Here is an 18,906-nt window from a genome sequence, read left to right on the forward strand (position 1 = left end):
AGCATTGTTCAGGTGCAGGATTCTCTGCAAATACGAGAATGGCAAAAGCATCAGCCCAAAGGCAAATAGAAAAATCTGTGTGTGGGTGGGTGGGGGGAATGTGAAGAAAGAAGAAGAATCGACTTTGGGGAATTACAAGACCTGTAATTTTAGATGCCCCCTTATCGCTTTCGAAGTTGAGCGGAAGACGGGACTCGAACCCGCGACCCTAACCTTGGCAAGGTTATGCTCTACCAACTGAGCTACTTCCGCAGTCTATCCCGAAATGGAACTTCGGTAGAAAAAGAAAACGAAACCATGTACCCGGAGCGGGACTTGAACCCGCACAGCCGATAATGGCCAAAGGATTTTAAGTCCTTCGTGTCTACCATTCCACCATCCGGGCCCTTGATTTCAATAAGAGCGGAAGACGGGGCTCAAACCCGCGACCCTCAGCTTGGAAGGCTGATGCTCTATCGACTGAGCTACTTCCGCGACCTTAACGCTTGTCTTTACAAAAGTGAAGAGTGGGCAGTGATGGATTCGAACCACCGAAGGCGTAAGCCAGCTGAGTTACAGTCAGCCCCATTTGGCCACTCTGGTAACTGCCCATTGTTCTTTTGCGATTGCAAAGGTAGAAACAAAATCCAATTATACAACAGTTCGCTCGGCAATTTTTTCTGCCATCTCTTTACGAACCGGAAAAACATCATCCATGGGGCCAAAAGATATGGTTCGAGAATTTTTTTATTTTGGTTCGGGAAGTAAAAAATTCTCGCACCAAAACGAGAAAAAACTCGTTCGACTTTTTCCAATTTTACGAGCCGCAATCGGAGAGACTCCGGTGCGTAAATTTTCAACCGATGGTTTGTATCGATAGAACAAAATCAGAATCATTTGCCCATCTTTCGGCCTGATGGGATTATGCATGGAGAGAGGACAATCGTTAGCTTTGCAGTCCAATCGAAACAGACCTTATATGATACGCATCATACAACCGATCATACGAAGCGAGCGAAGACGCAAATTGGGACGCGAATACTTCATTCTTCACCGCAAGTTGTCGGACTGCTTTTCTTCGATCAAATGGGCTTTACCAGCGAAGGGGGACAATTCTCATGGCTGTTCCTATCCGGTCATGGAGCATCGGTCGCTCATTATGCGCCGGCTGAAGGATGTGGATATGTACCTGCAAGAGAACAAACGAACCAATCTGCGACTGGCCATCTCCAAGCTGCACGGTATGATCATACGTCCCGGAGAGACCTTCTCCGTCTGGCGTCATGTCGGTCGTCCGACTGCTCGCAAGGGGTACCTCGAAGGTCTGGTATTGAGTCAGGGGAAGATCGGCAAAGGAGTGGGAGGCGGTCTCTGCCAGCTTGGCAACCTGCTCTTTTGGATGTTTGCCCATACGCCGCTGTCCATAGTCGAGCGACACCGGCACAGCTTCGATGTTTTTCCTGACATAAATCGCAGTATTCCGTTCGGAGCAGGAGCTACGCTTTCGTATAACTATATCGACCTTCGGGTCAGGAACAATACGCCGCACACCTACAGGCTGGAACTCTGGCTGGACGATACGCACCTGAACGGACGGATCAGCTCCGATACGGAGCAGAGGGATCGCTATCGCATCGAGGAGACGGGTCACCGCATAGAGCATCAGAGTTGGGGTGGCTATACGCGACACAATAAGCTGGTACGTATCGTCACTCGTGCCGATGGCAGCGAATATACCGAGCCGTTTGTGGAGAATCATGCCATCATGATGTACAATCCTTTGCTCTCCCCTCCCCAAAATGGTGCAAGCACCTCTTTCCAAAGGTGATCTCGGCAGTTCCTCTCTTTGGCTCTTTTTCGGAGAGGGACTGAGAATAAAGCATATATTTGTACGGAATTAGAATAAAAACCACAATCCTCATAATTTACAGTTCCCTATGAGATACGGATTTATGAAGGTCGCAGCAGCTGTTCCTTTTGTGAAAGTGGCCGATTGCGAATACAATATCGAGCGGATCGACCGCATGGTACACGAGGCCGATACCAAAGGTGTAGAGATAATGACGTTCCCCGAATTGAGCATAACGGGCTATTCATGCGGTGACTTGTTTTTCCAGCCTTTCCTACAAGAACGAGCCAACGAAGCCTTGTGCCGATTGGTGGAGCAAACTGCCAATACGACTGTCATGGTGATAGTGGGGATGCCGCTGCGCGTGGAAGAAAAGCTGTTCAACTCGGCTGTGGTATTCCAGCAGGGAAAGATACTCGGTGCCATCCCCAAAACTTACCTGCCGAACTATCGCGAATTTCAGGAGGCTCGCTGGTTCTCACCGGCTCATACCCTGCAGTACTCGACCATCAGTATCGGTCAGCACAGCGTACCCATCGGGCGGAACCTCATATTCAAATGTGGCACCGTGGGTGTCGGCATAGAGATTTGTGAGGATATGTGGACGCCTTTCACTCCGGGTACACGTCTCTGCCTATATGGAGCAGAGGTGATCTTCAACCTCTCCTCCAGCAATGAAAATGCAGGCAAACATTCTTACTTGAGATCGCTTATCAGCGGCCTTTCTTCACAGGGCATCTGTGCTTATGTATATGCCAGCAGCGGATACGGCGAAAGCTCCACGGATATCGTCTTCACCGGCAAAGCCTTTATTGCCGAGGCCGGAGAGATCGTGGAGGAGATGGAACGATTCCGCTATGAGGAAAGGATGATCATCAGCGATATAGATGTTTCGCGTATTCAGACGGAGCGGCTTATCAATAGCAGCTTCAAGGCTGCCGTTACCTTCCACACCCATGACGAAAAGTTCAATCAGCTGCCCTTCAAACTACGTAGCCGGCAGGAGTCTCTCCCGATGACGCGCCGTGTGGATCGCAACCCCTTCATGCCGGAGGACAAGGATCGCAAGGAGCGTTCGCGCGAGATGATCAATATCCAAGTGTGCGGTCTCATGCAACGCCTGCTACACATGGGTGCGGAGCACGCCGTAATCGGGATTTCGGGCGGACTCGACTCTGCACTGGCACTGATCGTCTGTGCACAGGCATTCGACCGGCTGGATTTGCCCCGTAAGAACATCATTGCCGTTACGATGCCGGGGTTCGGAACTTCCGATCGTACTTATCGGAACGCCTTTGCTCTGATGGAGGCCATCGGCGTGACGATCAAAGAGATAGACATCAAGGAGGCTTGTCTCCGACACTTCGAAGCCATAGGACATAATCCGGAGGTGCAGGATACGACCTTCGAGAATACGCAAGCTCGCGAGCGGACACAGATACTGATGAATCTGGCCAATATATACAACGCTCCAGTTATAGGCACGGGTGATCTGTCCGAACTGGCTCTCGGATGGGTAACGTACAATGGCGATCATATGTCCATGTATGCCGTCAATGCAGGGATAGCCAAGACTACGGTACAGATTCTCGTCGATCATATAGCGCATAGAGGCTGGCTGGATGAGGCAGCTTCGGCTGTTTTGCTGGACATCGTCCGTACTCCCATCAGTCCCGAGCTCAAGCCTGTGGGACAGGATGGAAATATCAGCCAGAAGACGGAAGATCTGGTCGGGCCATACGAATTGCACGACTTCTTCATCTACCATTTCCTCCACAATGAATACAAGCCCTCGAAGATCTACTACCTCGCCGGTGTAGCTTTCAAGGGGATCTATACCAAGGCGGAGATCAAGAAATGGATGATGGTATTCTTCCGTCGTTTCTTCGCTCAGCAGTACAAACGTAATTGTATGCCGGATGGGCCAAAAGTAAGCTGCATCAGTCTGTCGCCCCGCGGAGCATGGCGTATGGCCAGCGATGCCAGCAGTGCGCTCTGGTTAGACGAAATAGCCAAGTTCGAAACGGATTGATCTTTTGGAGACCTTTGCACGGCGATTGGTGTGTATTTTGTTTGTTAATTCATTGTATAATAGGGAGTTATTTTGTATATTTGAGCATTAAAAACAGCATAATATTCCTCCCATGGCATACCAATCCAAGAATACCGATGAGCATGTAACATTTGCAGACGCACTCCTTTCAAAGCGTTATCGCAAAGCACAAAACGACTTCCTCAATCAGGTTGACACGCTTATCGATTGGCGTCCGATCAGGACGCTGATCAACAAGAAATACACGAAGCGACAAAATGCCATCGGTGCCCCGGCTTATGACGTGATTCTCTTATTCAAGATGTTGCTTTTGGAGACATGGTACAACCTCAGTGATTGTGCTCTGGAGGAGCGCATCAATGATTCAATCACCTTTTCCCGATTCTTGGGGCTGAAGATGGAAGAGGTATCTCCCGACCACAGCACCATCAGTCGATTTCGTTCGGCACTGACAGAGTTGGGTCTCATGGACAAACTATTGGCGCAGTTTAACAAACAACTTTCGCGCCATCACATTTCGGTCAGGGAAGGGGTGCTTGTCGATGCAAGCCTTGTGGAGACGCCGCATAAACCCAACGGAAGCATTACGATTGAAGTCGCAGACGACAGGCAAGACAATCGGAGCGAGGCGGAAAAAGAGGCAGAGGAGGATTATCAAAAACAGGTTGTCCGCCGGCGTAAAGGGACGGATGAAGAAGCCCGTTGGGTGTACAAACAAAAGCGTTATCACTACGGATACAAAAAGCATTGTCTGACCAATGTTCAAGGCATTGTTCAAAAGGTGATAACGACAGCAGCGAACCGCAGTGACACGAAGGAGTTTATTCCGCTATTGCAGGGTGCAAACATACCTCAAGGTACAGCCGTCTTGGCGGACAAAGGATATGCTTGCGGGGAAAATCGTTCCTACCTGCAAACCCATCACCTTCAAGACGGCATTATGCACAAGGCACAACGCAACAGGGCATTGACCGAGGAAGAGAAGCAACGAAACAAAGCAATCGGTCCGATACGGAGCACCATCGAACGCACCTTTGGCAGTATTCGCCGGTGGTTTCATGGCGGACGATGTCGATACCGGGGACTTGCCAAGACCCATACTCAAAACATTCTTGAAAGCATCGCCTTTAATTTATACAGAACCCCGGGGATAATTATGTCCTCATCCGTAGGATAAGGCATAACCACCCTTGAGGAGCTCGTGCAAGTAGCTCCTCAAAGGGGGGATTTACAACTACTTTCACTCCTTACTGCCACCCTTTTCCCTCCCTCCGTTTTATGCCAAGAACTCCTCTTCCCTCCACCTCCTTATTTTTCAAAGGTCTCCTTTTGGAGGTATCCGCTCGGAAATAAAAAGACGGAGGCAGTGTCTTTAGTATTTGGACACTGCCTCCGTCTTTTTTCCTCCATGGAAGTGAGGAGAGAGAAGAGAATGCTGCAAGTGCGTCGGCCTTATGACCGGATTTACAAAGGCTCTCTCGAATTTACAATCGACACTCTCAACAAGAAAAAGCGACTACTTGTATTCAGCCCAACTCTTGATGCGAATATCCTCAGGGCTATGTTTGCAGAATGCCGTGATGAAGGCAGAAGCCAAACGAGCATTTGTAACCAGCGGGATATTCAGGTCGATGGCTGCACGGCGGAGTTTATAACCATTGGTCAGTTCTCCTGCGGTAAGATTCTTGTTGATATTGACCACAAGCTCGATCTCACGATTGTGAAGCAATTCCAGAGCTTGAGGCTGTCCGTTCTCGCTCGGCCAGAACACTTTGGTCGATTCGATTCCGTTCTCTCTGAGAAAATTGTGCGTTCCCTCCGTGGCATAGATCTTATACCCTTTGGCTGCAAGCATGGTCGTAGCATCGAGCATATCCACTTTTTGCTTATAGCCTCCGGTAGATAAGAGTACACTCTTCTGAGGAATGCGATAGCCCACCGAAAGCATACTCTTCAGTACAGCCTCGTCCGTATCATCCGCTATACAGCCTACCTCTCCGGTACTGGTCATATCCACACCCAAGACAGGGTCGGCCTTTTGCAAGCGGGTGAAGGAGAACTGCGAGGCCTTGATACCGACATAGTCCAGATCGAACTCGCTCTTGTTCGGCTTCTCTACCGGCAGGCCGAGCATGATACGTGTGGCCAATTCGATAAAGTTGATCTTGAGCACCTTGCTCACGAAGGGGAAGCTGCGCGAAGCACGCAGATTGCACTCGATCACCTTAATATCGTTACCCTTGGCAAGGAACTGGATATTGAAGGGGCCTGATATTTTCAGAGCTTTTGCTATCTCACGACTGATCCGTTTGATTCGGCGGACAGTCTCTACATACAATTTCTGTGCAGGGAACTGGATAGTGGCATCACCCGAGTGCACACCTGCAAATTCGATATGCTCGCTGATCGCATAGGCTATGATCTCACCATCACGCGCCACGGCATCCATCTCGACCTCCTTGGCATGCTCGATAAACTGGCTGACAACGACAGGATGTTGCTTGGACACATTGGCAGCCAATTCGAGGAAACGATGAAGTTCTTCATCATTGGAGCACACATTCATAGCTGCACCGGAAAGGACGTAACTCGGACGAACCAAAACGGGATAACCGACTTCGGCAACGAATCCATCAATGTCGTCCATCGAAGAAAGCTCCTGCCAACGGGGCTGATCGATACCCAATTTATCCAACATGGCCGAGAATTTATGACGATCCTCGGCATTGTCAATACTCTGTGCGGAAGTACCCAAGATGGGCACATGCTGTTCATCGAGACGAACTGCAAGGTTGTTCGGGATTTGTCCCCCTGTGGAAACAATAACGCCATGAGGATTTTCCAGTTCAAGAATATCCATTACGCGCTCGAATGTCAGTTCGTCGAAGTAGAGCCTGTCACTAATATCATAGTCCGTACTCACCGTCTCGGGATTATAGTTGATCATGACGGAGCGATAGCCTTCCTTACGGATGGTAGCCAGAGCATTGACACCACACCAGTCAAACTCCACCGAGCTACCGATACGGTATGCACCCGAACCGAGTACAACTACGGAACGCTTGTCGTTCTCATAGGCTACATCATGACGATCGCCACTATACGTCAGGTAGAGATAGTTCGTATGAGCAGGATACTCCGCTGCAAGCGTATCGATACGCTTGACCACCGGTAAGATTCCCAGCTCCTTTCGCATGGCACGTACCTGATTGGCTGCGCTTTCCATCGAAGTAGCATCCGGCTTGAGTACAGCACGAGCTACTTGAAAATCGGAAAACCCGCGCAATTTGGCCTCAGCCAAAAGAGCAGGTGAAAGATCTTCGAGCTTGTCGAACTCTTCCATTTCCTCTGCAAGGGTAACGATACCATAGAGTTTTTCCAGAAACCAGCGATCGATCTTAGTCAGTTCATGTATTTTATCTACCGTGTAACCTTGACGGAATGCCTTGCTTATGACGAAAATGCGTCTGTCGGTCGGCTCATTCAGAGCCTTGTCTATATTGGGAATCACGAGCTCTTTGTTCTCTACGAAACCGTGCATGCCCTGACCGATCATACGCAATCCCTTCTGGATAGCCTCCTCGAAGGTGCGACCGATGGCCATAACCTCTCCGACAGACTTCATAGAAGAACCTAATTGGCGACTTACACCGTGGAATTTACCCAAGTCCCAACGGGGAATTTTGCAGACCACATAGTCAAGAGCCGGCTCGAAGAAAGCCGAAGTAGTCTGTGTCACCGAGTTTTTGAGGTCGAACAAGCCGTAACCCAACCCTAACTTGGCAGCGACGAAAGCGAGAGGATAACCCGTTGCCTTGGATGCCAAAGCAGACGAACGGCTCAGACGAGCATTTACTTCGATGACGCGGTAGTCCTCGCTATCGGGATCGAGTGCATACTGCACATTGCATTCTCCGACAATACCGATGTGGCGAATGATCCGAATGGCCAGCTCGCGGAGTTTGTGATATTCACTGTTGGTGAGTGTCTGCGAGGGAGCGATGACGATACTCTCTCCCGTATGGATGCCGAGAGGATCGAAATTCTCCATATTGCACACGGTGATACAATTGTCGAAACGGTCGCGTACAACTTCATATTCTACCTCTTTCCAGCCTTTGAGGCTCTTCTCCACAAGAACTTGAGGGCTGAAAGAAAAAGCTTTTTCACAAAGGATATTCAGTTCGTCTTCGTCGTCGCAGAAACCGCTACCCAAACCGCCTAAGGCATAAGCAGCGCGAATAATGACGGGATAGCCCAATTCGCGAGCAGCTTTGCGCGCTTCCTCCACGCTTTCTACAGCTTGGCTCTGGATCGTTTTCACGTTGATCTCATCGAGCTTGCGAACAAAAAGTTCGCGATCCTCGGTATCCATGATAGCTTGTACAGGCGTACCGAGTACTTCTACCCCATACTTTTCCAAGACACCGCTTCGATACAATTCGACTCCACAGTTCAGAGCTGTCTGACCACCGAATGCCAAGAGAATCCCATCGGGACGTTCTTTCTCAATAACTTTCTCTACGAAATAAGGCGTTACGGGCAGGAAATATATTTCGTCGGCTATCCCTTCGGACGTTTGGACTGTGGCAATATTCGGATTGACGAGCACCGTCCTGATACCTTCTTCGCGAATGGCTTTCAACGCCTGAGAACCGGAATAATCGAATTCACCGGCTTCCCCTATTTTAAGTGCGCCCGAACCGAGCAGCAGTACCTTCTTTATTTTGCTCTTGTCTATCATATTCGTATGCTACTTTGCTTAGAGGTTTTTCAAGAATTCATCGAAAATGAACATTGTATCTACAGGGCCACCGCATGCTTCGGGATGAAACTGTGCAGAGAAGAAAGGCTTGCTCTTGTGGCGAATACCTTCGTTCGTGCCATCATTCAGGTTGATATAAAGCTCCTCCCAATCACTTCCGAGAGATGCCGGATCTACAGCAAATCCGTGATTCTGGCTCGTTATATAGCACTTATTAGTGCCTACCTCACGTACCGGCTGGTTGTGACTGCGGTGTCCGTATTTGAGCTTGAAGATGCTTGCGCCGGCAGCTTTCGCCAAAAGCTGATTGCCCATGCAAATACCGCAGATAGGTTTGTCGCCGGCCACAGCCCGACGAATATGTTCCACTGTGACGCTGCACATATTGGGGTCGCCCGGGCCGTTGCTGATGAAGAGACCGTCGTATGCTATTCGATGAAAGTCGTAATCCCATGGTACACGGTAGAGCGTTATATCTTCACGGAGAAGCGAGCGAATAATGTTGTCCTTCACTCCACAATCGACGAGTACCACCTTTTTGCTTCCAGTGCCGTAGACGATTACTTCACGACAAGAAGCCTCCGCTACCTGATTGACTGTGTAAGGATCGGCGAAGACAATGTCTTCGCCTCCTTCGAGAATTATCTTTCCTTTCATCGAACCGTGTTCGCGGAGGTGCTTGGCCAATGCCCTCGTGTCGATCCCCGTCAGACCGAATACCTGCTCACGTTTGAGCCAATCGCCAAGGCTTTCGACAGCATTCCAGTGACTATAAGAATGGGAATAGTCGGACACAACGATTCCTTCCATGTGTATTCTGTCGCTTTCCATAAAGCAAGACACGCCGTTTGGCTCAGCTGCTTTCATCGGAACGCCATAATTGCCCACCAAAGGATAGGTCATAACCATGATTTGTCCGCGATAACTCGGATCCGTCAGACTCTCCACATAGCCGGTCATAGCCGTATTGAAAACGACCTCTCCGGCCACAGCACGTTCGCAACCGAAAGAATAGCCTTCGAAACGGCTACCATCGTCCAATATCAATGTCGCTTTTCTTTGCTCTCTCATACGTTCTTAATACTCTTTCGATTCTGGAAATAATTATTTGCCATAGTCCTCTTCCATGTAGCTGATAAAAGCTTCATTTACCAAATGAGCACCTCCGGGTGTCGGATAATCGCCGGAGAAATACCAGTCTCCCGGATGATTCGGTATCGCCTGATGCAAGCCTTCCAAACTTTGATATACAATCTCCACCTTGGCACGCACGCCTTCCGGCTTCAATAGCTCTACCATCTTGGCTGAAATCTCCTCGGCCGTGAAAGGCTTATAGATAGTCTTAACGACATTTTCGACCTCCTGTCCGGAACTCAACTTCCGAAGCTCTAAAGCTTTTGCATAGGCATCGTGCAACACTTGCTCCATACCGCGCTCCTGAAGAAGTGCCACAGCGGAGCGGAAAGCGACAAATTCGCGCATCTTACGCATATCGATACCATAGTAGTCCGGATAACGAATCTGCGGAGAGCTGGAAACAATGACGATCTTCTTAGGTTGCAACCTATCCATGATACCGATGATGCTCTGCCGCAGAGTAGTCCCACGGACGATACTGTCATCGATCACGACCAAATTGTCTACGCCGGCTTGTACCGTGCCATAGGTAATATCATAGACATGAGCCGCCAAATCGTTGCGGCTATTGCCTTCCGTAATAAAAGTTCTGAGCTTGATGTCTTTGATCGCCACCTTCTCCGACCGAACCTTTCGTCCTAGAATCTCACGCAACTTGGCTTCACTCATATTCGGGTTCTCGCGAATCTCTCGAATCTTGCATTCATCCAAATAATGATCTATGCCCTCCAACATACCATAATATGCCACTTCGGCTGTATTCGGGATGAATGAAAAGACAGTATGGGAGATGTCGTAATCGATCGCTCGGAGGATGCGTTCCGAAAGCAGATACCCCAGAGCCTTTCTCTCACGATATATATCCTGATCACTGCCACGAGAGAAATAGATACGCTCGAACGAACAGGCCTGATAATTCTTAGGCTCCAAGATACGCTCGATACGAGGTTCTCCCTTGCTATTGACAAAGATAGCTTCTCCGGGTATCAACTCCCGAACGGCATCTGCCGACAGATTCATCACAGTTTGGATAACGGGACGCTCCGAGGCCGTGACCACGATCTCATCGTCTATATAATAGAATGCAGGTCGGATGCCCCAAGGATCGCGCACGGCATAGCTCTCTCCACTTCCGGTGAGGCCACACATGACATATCCGCCATCCCAGAAGGGACTACACTTCTTGAGCACATTGGACAAATCGATACGCTCTTCTATAAAATGCGTGATGTCCATTCCTTTCAGATTCTGTTCTTTCCCGATACGGAACAAACGCTCCACCTCGCGATCCAGACGATGACCGATTTGCTCCAGCAGGATATGCGTATCGGACATATTGCGCGGATGCTGTCCGACAGAGGTAATTTCGTCGAAGATGCCATCCACATTGGTCAGATTGAAATTGCCGCAAATGGACAAGCACTTGGCACGCCAGTTGCTGCGGCGTATCATCGGATGGACGAAAGTCAGACCGCTCTTTCCGGTAGTGCTGTAGCGCAAGTGTCCCATGTAGCACTCTCCGGCATACGGTATCTGAGAGGCAGCAAATTCGGCATCGCCCAACTCTTCTCGAGAATAAGCCTGAAAATCCTTGTGTACCGAGTCGAATATCTCCGAGATGGCATTTGCCCCAAGTGCTCTTTCTCTGAAGAGGTATTCTTCTCCGGGACGGCTATTGAGCTTCACCACAGCGAGCCCGGCACCTTCCTGACCTCGATTGTGCTGCTTCTCCATCAGGAGGTATAGCTTGTTCAGGCCATACATCCATGTGCCATACTTATCGTGATAATAACTCAGCGGTTTGCGCAGTCGCACCATGGCGATACCGCATTCATGTTTCAGAGGTTCCATCTTGTTGTTCTATATGAGAAAATTGGCAACAGCCATACCTACCCATATCGTAAGTCATGATCTCTGTTGCCAATTCCATATCGTTCTGTCTATTTTCTCTTTTGTTGTTGGCGTCGCATCGCTTCCTGCTGCCGCTGTGCCTCTTCGAGTCTTGCCATCCATTTCGATTTCTTTCGTGGCTTCGTCTTGTTCGCTTCCAACTTAGCCATCAGCTTCTCTTCGTTGATGATAAAACGTGAAGACATGTACTGGATGACAGTAATAATAGAAGAGAGGAAATAATAGTAGCAAAGCCCCGATGCATTCTGATTGAAGAAGAACAGGAACATCACCGTAGTGATATAAGGCATCCATTTGAGCATAGCCATACCCTCCTGTCCCGTATCCGACTGATTCATCGTATAGCGGATATAGAGGATATTGGAAATGGACATGAGCAGGCAGAAGAGACTGACGTGATTGCCATAGAACTGAGACAACAAAGGAATATCGGCCGTCCAGCTGAAAACAGCATCATAGGAGGAGAGGTCTTCCGCCCAGAGGAAACTCTGCTGACGAATGTCGATAGTCGTAGGGAAATACATGTACATGGCTATGAGGAAAGGGAACTGCAAAAGCATAGGCAAGCACCCACTCATCGGACCCGCACCGGCCGCACGATAGAGATTCATGGTAGCAGACTGCCGCTTCATCATGGATTCCTGATCCTTGCCCGGGTACTTGGCATTGATCTCTTGTACCTGCGGCCGTAGCAATCGCATTTTGGCAGAGGAGAGATACCCCTTGTAAGCGAGAGGAGAGATGAGGAGTTTGATCCCCAGCGTGAGCAAAAGAATGATCAGCCCCCAGTTGCTAAAATACTGCTGCAGGAATGTGGAGGCCGGAATGATCATATAACGATTGATCCATCGGAAGATACTGGCACCCAAGTAGACCAAGTGATCGAGATCGAGGTTGTCCTCGGCTTTCATCCCTTTGTCGTAAGCGCGTAGCATATTGTATTTGAGCGGGCCGAAGAAGAAAGTGAATCCGGCTTTTGTTCCCGGGCGAACATCCAACGGAAAGGTGGCAGACATGGTACAATTCTTCAGATAGTCGGACCCGGCTGCTGCCGTCTTCTGCGCCAGTTTATTGTTTTCGAAATAACTATCGCACACCAAAACGGAGGCGAAGTACTTATCCTTGAAAGACACCCAATGCAACGGCTCCTCCAAAGTCTTCTTGTCTTCCTGCTTACTGTCGCTCAGACGATCCACCTCATCGCCCGAATACTTATAATAAATAGAGGTATATTGATTCTCAAACTTCCAGGATTTCTCCTGACGGCGAATGCGCTGCGACCATTCTAGGTCCTGCATCGTCATATTGGCAGGGAAAAGCGATTGCAAGTTCTGTCCGCTTACCGTCATTCGCAAGCGGTAGTCATCCGGAAGGAGGACGTAGGCCAAATCAAGATAAGAAGCACTGTCCACAGCCAGACGCATCACAACGGAGGAATCCGTTCGGCTGATGGGAGAAAAGTACAGATCGCGTGTATCGACCAGCCTGTTGTCCAGGGTTCGCAGTGGCAAGTTGAAATCCGACTCTCCCTCTCGGAAAAGATAGAGAGGTTTGCCATCGTACGTTTTATAGTCCCGAAGCAAAACTTCCCGAATGGCTCCCCCCTTGGTGCTGAGCTTGAGAGCGATCTTGCCGTTGGCCAGCTCCACCTGCTCCTCTGCACCGGCTGTCGCGGCTGCCAGTAGTCCATACTGATTATATCCGGCTGCCTGTTTGATCGAATCGGGCGTGGCCTCCTGGGTTCGGGCTGCAAGGAGTTCGGCTTCGGCTTTCGCTATGGAATCCTGCCGAGCTGCTTCTATCGCAGCCTTACGCTGCGCTTCTATTTCCTGCGGATCGGGACGATTGAGCCATGAAAACCCAAAGATCACCAGTCCGATCAGAACTAAACCTATAACTGTATTTTTATCCATATATTTTCGTTGCGTAGGGATTCTTCGGCACCGACATCGGCACCCCTATCTTGTTGCCTGTTCGCTACGGTATGTCAGAGGGGAGGAAAAATTTCACACCCCCCCAAAGAACCGACAGGCAAAGCAATTATTCTTTATCTTTTTTTCTCGTTTTGATTGCTTCACGGATGAAAGCCATGAACAAGGGGTTGGGATTGACCACCGTACTATTGTATTCGGGATGGAACTGTACCCCCACGAACCAGCGGCAGGCAGGCACTTCCACGGCTTCTACCAAGCCCGTCTCCGGATTCTCTCCCACACATTGCATACCGGCTTTTTCGAAAGCTTCGCGATACTGGCTGTTGAATTCGAAGCGATGGCGATGGCGTTCGCGCACGAATTCCTTGCCATAGGCAGCAGCCAATTTCGATCCTTTGCGCAGAGCACAGTCGTATGCACCCAAACGCATGGAACCGCCCATGTCCGTAACCGTCTTCTGTTCGTCCATCAGGTCGATGACCTTGTGCTCGATATTGGATTCGATCTCCGTCGTATTGGCGTCCTTGAAGCCCAATACATTGCGAGCATATTCGATCACCATACACTGCATACCCAGACAGATACCCAGCGTGGGCAGATCGTTCTCACGCGCATATTTCAGTGCTACGAGCTTGCCTTCGACCCCTCTGGAACCGAATCCGGGGGCGATCACGATGCCGTCCATATCTTTCAGGGTCTCGGCCACGTTAGCCTCCGTCACCTTTTCGCTGTGAACGGATATGAGGTTCAGCTTCTTCCTATTATATATAGCCGCCTGCATCAGCGATTCGTCTATGGACTTGTACGCATCCTGAAGCTCCACATACTTACCCACCAAAGCGATCGTAACCGTTTCTTGGGCCGTATGCTTCATTTCCAAAAACTCATGCCACTGACGCATCTCGGGCACAGGCCCCACTTGCAGCCCCACTTTCCGAAGTACCGTCTCGTCCATGTGCTGCTGCTGCAAGACCAGAGGCACCTCATAGATAGTAGGCACGTCCACACTCTGTACCACCGAATCGGGAGCCACGTTGCAGAAGAGGGCTACCTTCTTCAAAATGTCGGGCTGAAGCTCGTGCTCCGTTCTCAATACAAGGATGTCGGGCTGAATACCCACTTCCTGCAACTGCTTCACGGAGTGCTGAGTCGGCTTGGTCTTCACCTCGCCGGCAGCAGCAATGTAGGGTACATAGGTCAAGTGAACGCAGAGGCAATTCTGCCCCAACTCCCACTTGAGCTGACGCACGCTTTCAAGGAAAGGCAGGGATTCGATGTCCCCTACCGTACCGCCTATCTCTGTGATGACAAAGTCGTACTGACTCTTTTGTCCCAGGAGTTTGACGTTGCGCTTGATCTCATCCGTAATATGAGGCACCACTTGCACGGTCTTGCCCAAGTACTCGCCCTTGCGTTCCTTGCGGATTACGTTCTGATAGATCCTGCCTGTCGTGATATTATTGGCACGAGTAGTGGGCGTATTGAGGAAACGCTCATAGTGGCCGAGATCCAAATCGGCCTCATGTCCGTCCTCGGTGACATAGCATTCGCCGTGCTCATAAGGATTGAGCGTACCGGGATCGATATTGATATAGGGGTCGAACTTCTGAAGAGCTACGTTGAAACCGCGAGCTTGGAGGAGTTTGCCGAGAGATGCTGCTACGATGCCTTTTCCAAGAGAGGAAACCACACCACCGGTCACGAAGATATACTTAGTATCTGCCATAGCGCGAAAAGATAGTATTGTTGATACTTTGATCGATAAATCAGGGGTACGGAAAGCTACCCCGAACGGACCAGCCTCCTCCGATTCGTGCGCAAATATACAAAAAGAACGCCTGCTAAAAGAGGCAAATACGACAGCTCTTGCCCGATGCCGGCACATCAAAATGAGAAATGAAGCATCCGACGAACCGCGATAAGGCTATCCGAGGCAAATTTACGCGCCGGAAATGCTCCGATTGCGGTTCGTAAATTCTCGAAAACACGCGCGAGATTTTTTCCGTTTTGGTTCGGGAAACAAAAAATTTACGCGCCAAAGCGAAATTTTTCTCGCGCCACGTTTTTAGGAACGACAATGGAGCCGATTTTGGAACCGAGACGGCAACATGAGCAGCATGCCCCACGAGTCGTTTTTTCTTCTCGCAGGATAAGATATTTCCTTAGCCGGATAAGAAGGAAATGACACCAACCGATTCATAGCAAAAAGCATGGTTTTCATTCCGACAACAAGGTGTCACATGATGAGGGCAAACTCGATCGTAATGCTGCCGGCACGTTGTTCGAATCTGCACCTGCGATCAAAGATTGGCTGTTTGGGAAAAAGCATATAAATTTGGCAGGAAATTTCAGAGTTTCACTCCTAACACTACATCAGAACATGGCTGTCTTCATCAATGAAGTTTCCAGGACGTTCGGCGAATATCTTCTTATTCCCGGCCTCACTACAGAACAGTGCACTCCCCAAAACATCTCTCTTCAGACTCCTCTCATTAAGTTCAATCGCGATGAGAGTCCCCGTATCAAGCTGAATATCCCGTTTGTTTCGGCCATCATGCAGTCGGTCTCCAATGATACGCTGGCCATCGAATTGGCACGCAACGGGGGACTTTCGTTTATCTTCGGATCGCAGAGCATAGAGAGTCAGGCCGAAATGGTTCGTCGTGTAAAGAAATTCAAGGCCGGATTTGTCACCAGCGATTCCAATCTCAGACCGGACAATACGCTGGCCGATGTATTGGATCTGGTCAAAAGGACAGGACATAATAATATAGGTATCACTCACGACGGTTCGTCCAATGGCCGTCTGATGGGTATCGTCACGAGCAGAGACTATCGCGTCAGCACGGACTCGCCCTCGAAGCCGGTCAAAGATTTTATGACGCCGTTCGAGAGACTTACGGTGGGCAAGGTCGGTATTACGCTGAGCGAAGCCAACGATATTATTTGGGAAAACAAACTCAATACGCTGCCGATCATCGACGAAAATCAGAATCTGCAGTATTTCGTCTTCCGTAAAGATTACGACAGCCACAAGAACAATCCGCTCGAACTCTCCAACTACACGGACAAGACCCTCCTCGTAGGTGCCGGTATCAATACGCGCGACTATAAGGAGCGAGTACCTGCACTGGTGGAGGCCGGTGTGGATGTGGTGTGCATCGACTCATCGGACGGCTATTCCGACTGGCAGAGCAATACGATCCGTTGGATCAAGGAGAAATACGGGGACAGTTTGCCCGTAGGTGCAGGGAATGTGGTCGATCGCGATGGGTTCAACTTCTTGACCGAGGCCGGTGCGGACTTCATCAAAGTAGGGATCGGAGGAGGCTCCATCTGTATCACACGCGAGCAGAAAGGGATCGGTCGCGGTCAGGCAACGGCTGTAATAGACGTAGCCAAGGCACGTGACGACTATTACCGACGAACGGGCACTTACGTTCCCATCTGTAGCGATGGAGGGCTCGTACATGACTACCACATGGTGCTGGCATTGGCCATGGGTGCCGATTTCCTGATGATGGGACGCTATTTCGCTCGATTCGACGAGTCGCCGACCAAGAAGATGAAGATAGGCAGCAATATCGTCAAAGAATACTGGGGCGAAGGATCGAACCGCGCTCAGAACTGGCAACGCTACGACAGCGGCGGCACCGAGACGCTCAAGTTCGAAGAAGGGGTGGACAGCTACGTTCCATACGCCGGTAAGATGAAGGACAACCTGCTCATCACACTCGGCAAGATCAAGGCTACGATGTGCAGTTGCGGTGTCATTACCATTCCCGAGCTGCAAGAGAAAGCCAAGATTACCCTCGTGAGCAGCACCAGTATCGTCGAAGGCGGTGCTCACGACGTCATACTCAAAGATCGCGGATGATAACGATCCTGGGGCCTACGGCATGCGGCAAGACTCGTCTGGCCGTAAGCCTCGCATATCGGTTGGGAACCGAGATCATTAGTGCCGACTCGCGACAGATATACCGTGGCATGGACATCGGCACAGGCAAAGACTTGGCCGACTATCAGGTGGGAGGGACTACAATCCCTTGCCACCTGATCGATATAAGACCGGCAGGGGACAAATACAATCTCTTTGCTTATCAGCACGACTTTCACCAAGCCTACGCATCGATCCTCGCTCGTGGCATGGATCCGATCCTCTGCGGAGGTACGGGTATGTATATCGAAGCCGTGCTCAAAGGCTACCACCTCCCCGATGTTCCGCCCAACCCGACGCTTCGTGATCGTCTGCAAGGAAAGAGTTTGACAGAGCTGACTCTTATACTGGCTGCATACGGCCCTCTGCACAATAAGACGGACGTGGACTCGGCACAGCGAGCTATCAGGGCTATCGAAATAGCCGAATACATCAAGAACAATCCGGCCGAAAGCACCGAGTTTCCTCCTATCGACAGTCTGATCATCGGTCTCGATCTGGATCGCGACACCCGACGCAAAAGGATAACGGACAGGCTCCATGCCCGTATGCACGAGGGTATGATAGAGGAAGTCAAGGGACTTCTCGACAGTGGCATTCCGGCCGATGATCTGATCTATTACGGGCTGGAATACAAATTCGTCACCCTGTATCTGACGGGGCAGACGGACTACGAGTCCATGTTTACCGGACTCGAAACGGCCATTCACCAATTCGCCAAACGCCAGATGACATGGTTCCGTGGCATGGAGCGTCGCGGATTCCTCATTCATTGGATAGATGCCCTGCTCCCCGCGGACGAACAGTGCGAAGCCGTTATGAAGCTCTACACCGCCAACGGATAACACCTTTTTTCCGACCGACTCCTCCTTTTTTCTGCCAACGAGCAGATGACTACACGTACAATCCTGCCATTCTGACAGCGAATAAGCACATTCCGACAGGAATCAGTCAGGAAATCGGCATTGGTATAGCTATTGATATAAAAATTGCGGAGCTACATAAGAGGCTTCCCATTTGTACAAGCAAACAATCAACTAACAATAACAAACCAAGCAACAATGAACATCAAACCATTGGCAGACCGCGTACTTGTAAAGCCGGCTGCAGCAGAAGAAAAAACAGTGAGCGGTATCATTATTCCGGATTCGGCCAAAGAGAAACCTCTCAAGGGTGAAGTAATCGCTGTCGGGAACGGCACGAAAGACGAAGAGATGGTGCTCAAAGCAGGAGACACCGTACTCTACGGCAAATATGCCGGCACTGAAATAGAGCTGGAGGGCGAAAAATATATCATCATGCGCCAAAACGATGTCTTGGCAATCATCTAATTCTCAGAGA

General features: G+C 50.0%; 15 protein-coding genes, 4 tRNA genes and 1 pseudogene. 9 read left to right on the forward strand and 11 right to left on the reverse strand.

Annotated features, from left to right (window positions below):
• Positions 1-179 precede the first annotated feature (179 nt).
• The 5 genes from PGN_RS06860 to PGN_RS12415 all read right to left on the reverse strand — a co-directional run bounded on the left by PGN_RS06860 (position 180) and on the right by PGN_RS12415 (position 760).
• Positions 180-252 (reverse strand) — tRNA-Gly (locus tag PGN_RS06860).
• Between the two features lie 48 nt (positions 253-300).
• Positions 301-385: transfer RNA gene (locus PGN_RS06865), tRNA-Leu, on the reverse strand.
• A 16-nt stretch (positions 386-401) separates the two neighbouring features.
• A tRNA-Gly gene (locus PGN_RS06870) sits at positions 402-474 on the reverse strand.
• A gap of 33 nt (positions 475-507) precedes the next feature.
• Positions 508-590 (reverse strand) — tRNA-Tyr (locus PGN_RS06875).
• Positions 591-688: 98 nt separating this feature from the next.
• Positions 689-760, reverse strand: coding sequence for a DUF1661 domain-containing protein (locus PGN_RS12415; protein ID WP_353558847.1), 72 nt, complete (start codon positions 758-760; stop codon positions 689-691).
• On the opposite strand from PGN_RS12415, the gene PGN_RS11305 reads away from it, so the two are divergent.
• The 5 genes and pseudogenes from PGN_RS11305 to PGN_RS11965 all read left to right on the forward strand — a co-directional run bounded on the left by PGN_RS11305 (position 732) and on the right by PGN_RS11965 (position 5,234).
• Positions 732-896, forward strand: coding sequence for a DUF1661 domain-containing protein (locus PGN_RS11305; protein ID WP_143733434.1), 165 nt, complete (start codon positions 732-734; stop codon positions 894-896). The genes PGN_RS12415 and PGN_RS11305 overlap by 29 nt on opposite strands.
• Positions 897-958: 62 nt before the next feature.
• Complete coding sequence (locus PGN_RS06880) at positions 959-1,807, forward strand: VanW family protein (protein WP_012458272.1); 849 nt, start codon at positions 959-961, stop codon at positions 1,805-1,807.
• 109 nt (positions 1,808-1,916) lie between these two features.
• On the forward strand, positions 1,917-3,860 hold the full coding sequence (locus tag PGN_RS06885) for an NAD(+) synthase (protein ID WP_012458273.1): 1,944 nt from the start codon (positions 1,917-1,919) through the stop codon (positions 3,858-3,860).
• A gap of 112 nt (positions 3,861-3,972) precedes the next feature.
• Positions 3,973-5,058, forward strand: coding sequence for an IS5-like element ISPg8 family transposase (locus PGN_RS06890; RefSeq protein ID WP_012457639.1), 1,086 nt, complete (start codon positions 3,973-3,975; stop codon positions 5,056-5,058).
• Positions 5,059-5,082: 24 nt separating this feature from the next.
• Positions 5,083-5,234: pseudogene (locus PGN_RS11965) on the forward strand (DNA methylase).
• 163 nt (positions 5,235-5,397) lie between these two features.
• On the opposite strand, the gene carB reads toward PGN_RS11965, so the two are convergent.
• From carB to PGN_RS12420, 6 genes are all read right to left on the reverse strand, one after another.
• Complete coding sequence (gene carB, locus PGN_RS06895) at positions 5,398-8,625, reverse strand: carbamoyl-phosphate synthase (glutamine-hydrolyzing) large subunit (protein WP_004585069.1); 3,228 nt, start codon at positions 8,623-8,625, stop codon at positions 5,398-5,400.
• 18 nt (positions 8,626-8,643) lie between these two features.
• Positions 8,644-9,717 (reverse strand): glutamine-hydrolyzing carbamoyl-phosphate synthase small subunit, encoded by a 1,074-nt coding sequence (gene carA / locus PGN_RS06900; protein WP_012458274.1) that lies wholly within the window; start codon positions 9,715-9,717, stop codon positions 8,644-8,646.
• A 33-nt stretch (positions 9,718-9,750) separates the two neighbouring features.
• Positions 9,751-11,634, reverse strand: coding sequence for an amidophosphoribosyltransferase (locus PGN_RS06905; RefSeq protein WP_012458275.1), 1,884 nt, complete (start codon positions 11,632-11,634; stop codon positions 9,751-9,753).
• Between the two features lie 89 nt (positions 11,635-11,723).
• Positions 11,724-13,607: a membrane protein insertase YidC gene (gene yidC / locus PGN_RS06910; RefSeq protein ID WP_012458276.1), complete on the reverse strand. Its 1,884-nt coding sequence runs from the start codon at positions 13,605-13,607 to the stop codon at positions 11,724-11,726.
• 127 nt (positions 13,608-13,734) lie between these two features.
• Positions 13,735-15,354 (reverse strand): CTP synthase, encoded by a 1,620-nt coding sequence (locus tag PGN_RS06915; RefSeq protein WP_012458277.1) that lies wholly within the window; start codon positions 15,352-15,354, stop codon positions 13,735-13,737.
• Positions 15,355-15,469: 115 nt separating this feature from the next.
• A complete protein-coding gene (locus PGN_RS12420; protein ID WP_353354242.1) occupies positions 15,470-15,667 on the reverse strand; it encodes a DUF1661 domain-containing protein in 198 nt (65 codons plus the stop codon).
• Here PGN_RS12420 and PGN_RS11970 point away from each other — a divergent pair.
• The 4 genes from PGN_RS11970 (at position 15,636) to PGN_RS06930 (ending at position 18,896) form a co-directional block, all read left to right on the forward strand.
• Positions 15,636-15,740: a DUF1661 domain-containing protein gene (locus tag PGN_RS11970; protein WP_230847003.1), complete on the forward strand. Its 105-nt coding sequence runs from the start codon at positions 15,636-15,638 to the stop codon at positions 15,738-15,740. The two genes, PGN_RS12420 and PGN_RS11970, sit on opposite strands and share 32 nt — an antisense overlap.
• Before the next feature lie 268 nt (positions 15,741-16,008).
• Positions 16,009-17,505: an IMP dehydrogenase gene (locus PGN_RS06920; protein WP_004585062.1), complete on the forward strand. Its 1,497-nt coding sequence runs from the start codon at positions 16,009-16,011 to the stop codon at positions 17,503-17,505.
• Positions 17,502-18,410, forward strand: coding sequence for a tRNA (adenosine(37)-N6)-dimethylallyltransferase MiaA (gene miaA / locus PGN_RS06925; protein ID WP_012458279.1), 909 nt, complete (start codon positions 17,502-17,504; stop codon positions 18,408-18,410). Before PGN_RS06920 ends, miaA begins: the two co-directional genes overlap by 4 nt.
• A gap of 216 nt (positions 18,411-18,626) precedes the next feature.
• Positions 18,627-18,896 carry a co-chaperone GroES gene (locus PGN_RS06930; protein ID WP_004585060.1) on the forward strand — a complete coding sequence of 90 codons (270 nt, stop codon included), beginning with the start codon at positions 18,627-18,629 and terminating at the stop codon, positions 18,894-18,896.
• Positions 18,897-18,906: the final 10 nt, after the last annotated feature.

The organism is Porphyromonas gingivalis ATCC 33277 (assembly GCF_000010505.1).
Classification (GTDB): domain Bacteria; phylum Bacteroidota; class Bacteroidia; order Bacteroidales; family Porphyromonadaceae; genus Porphyromonas; species Porphyromonas gingivalis.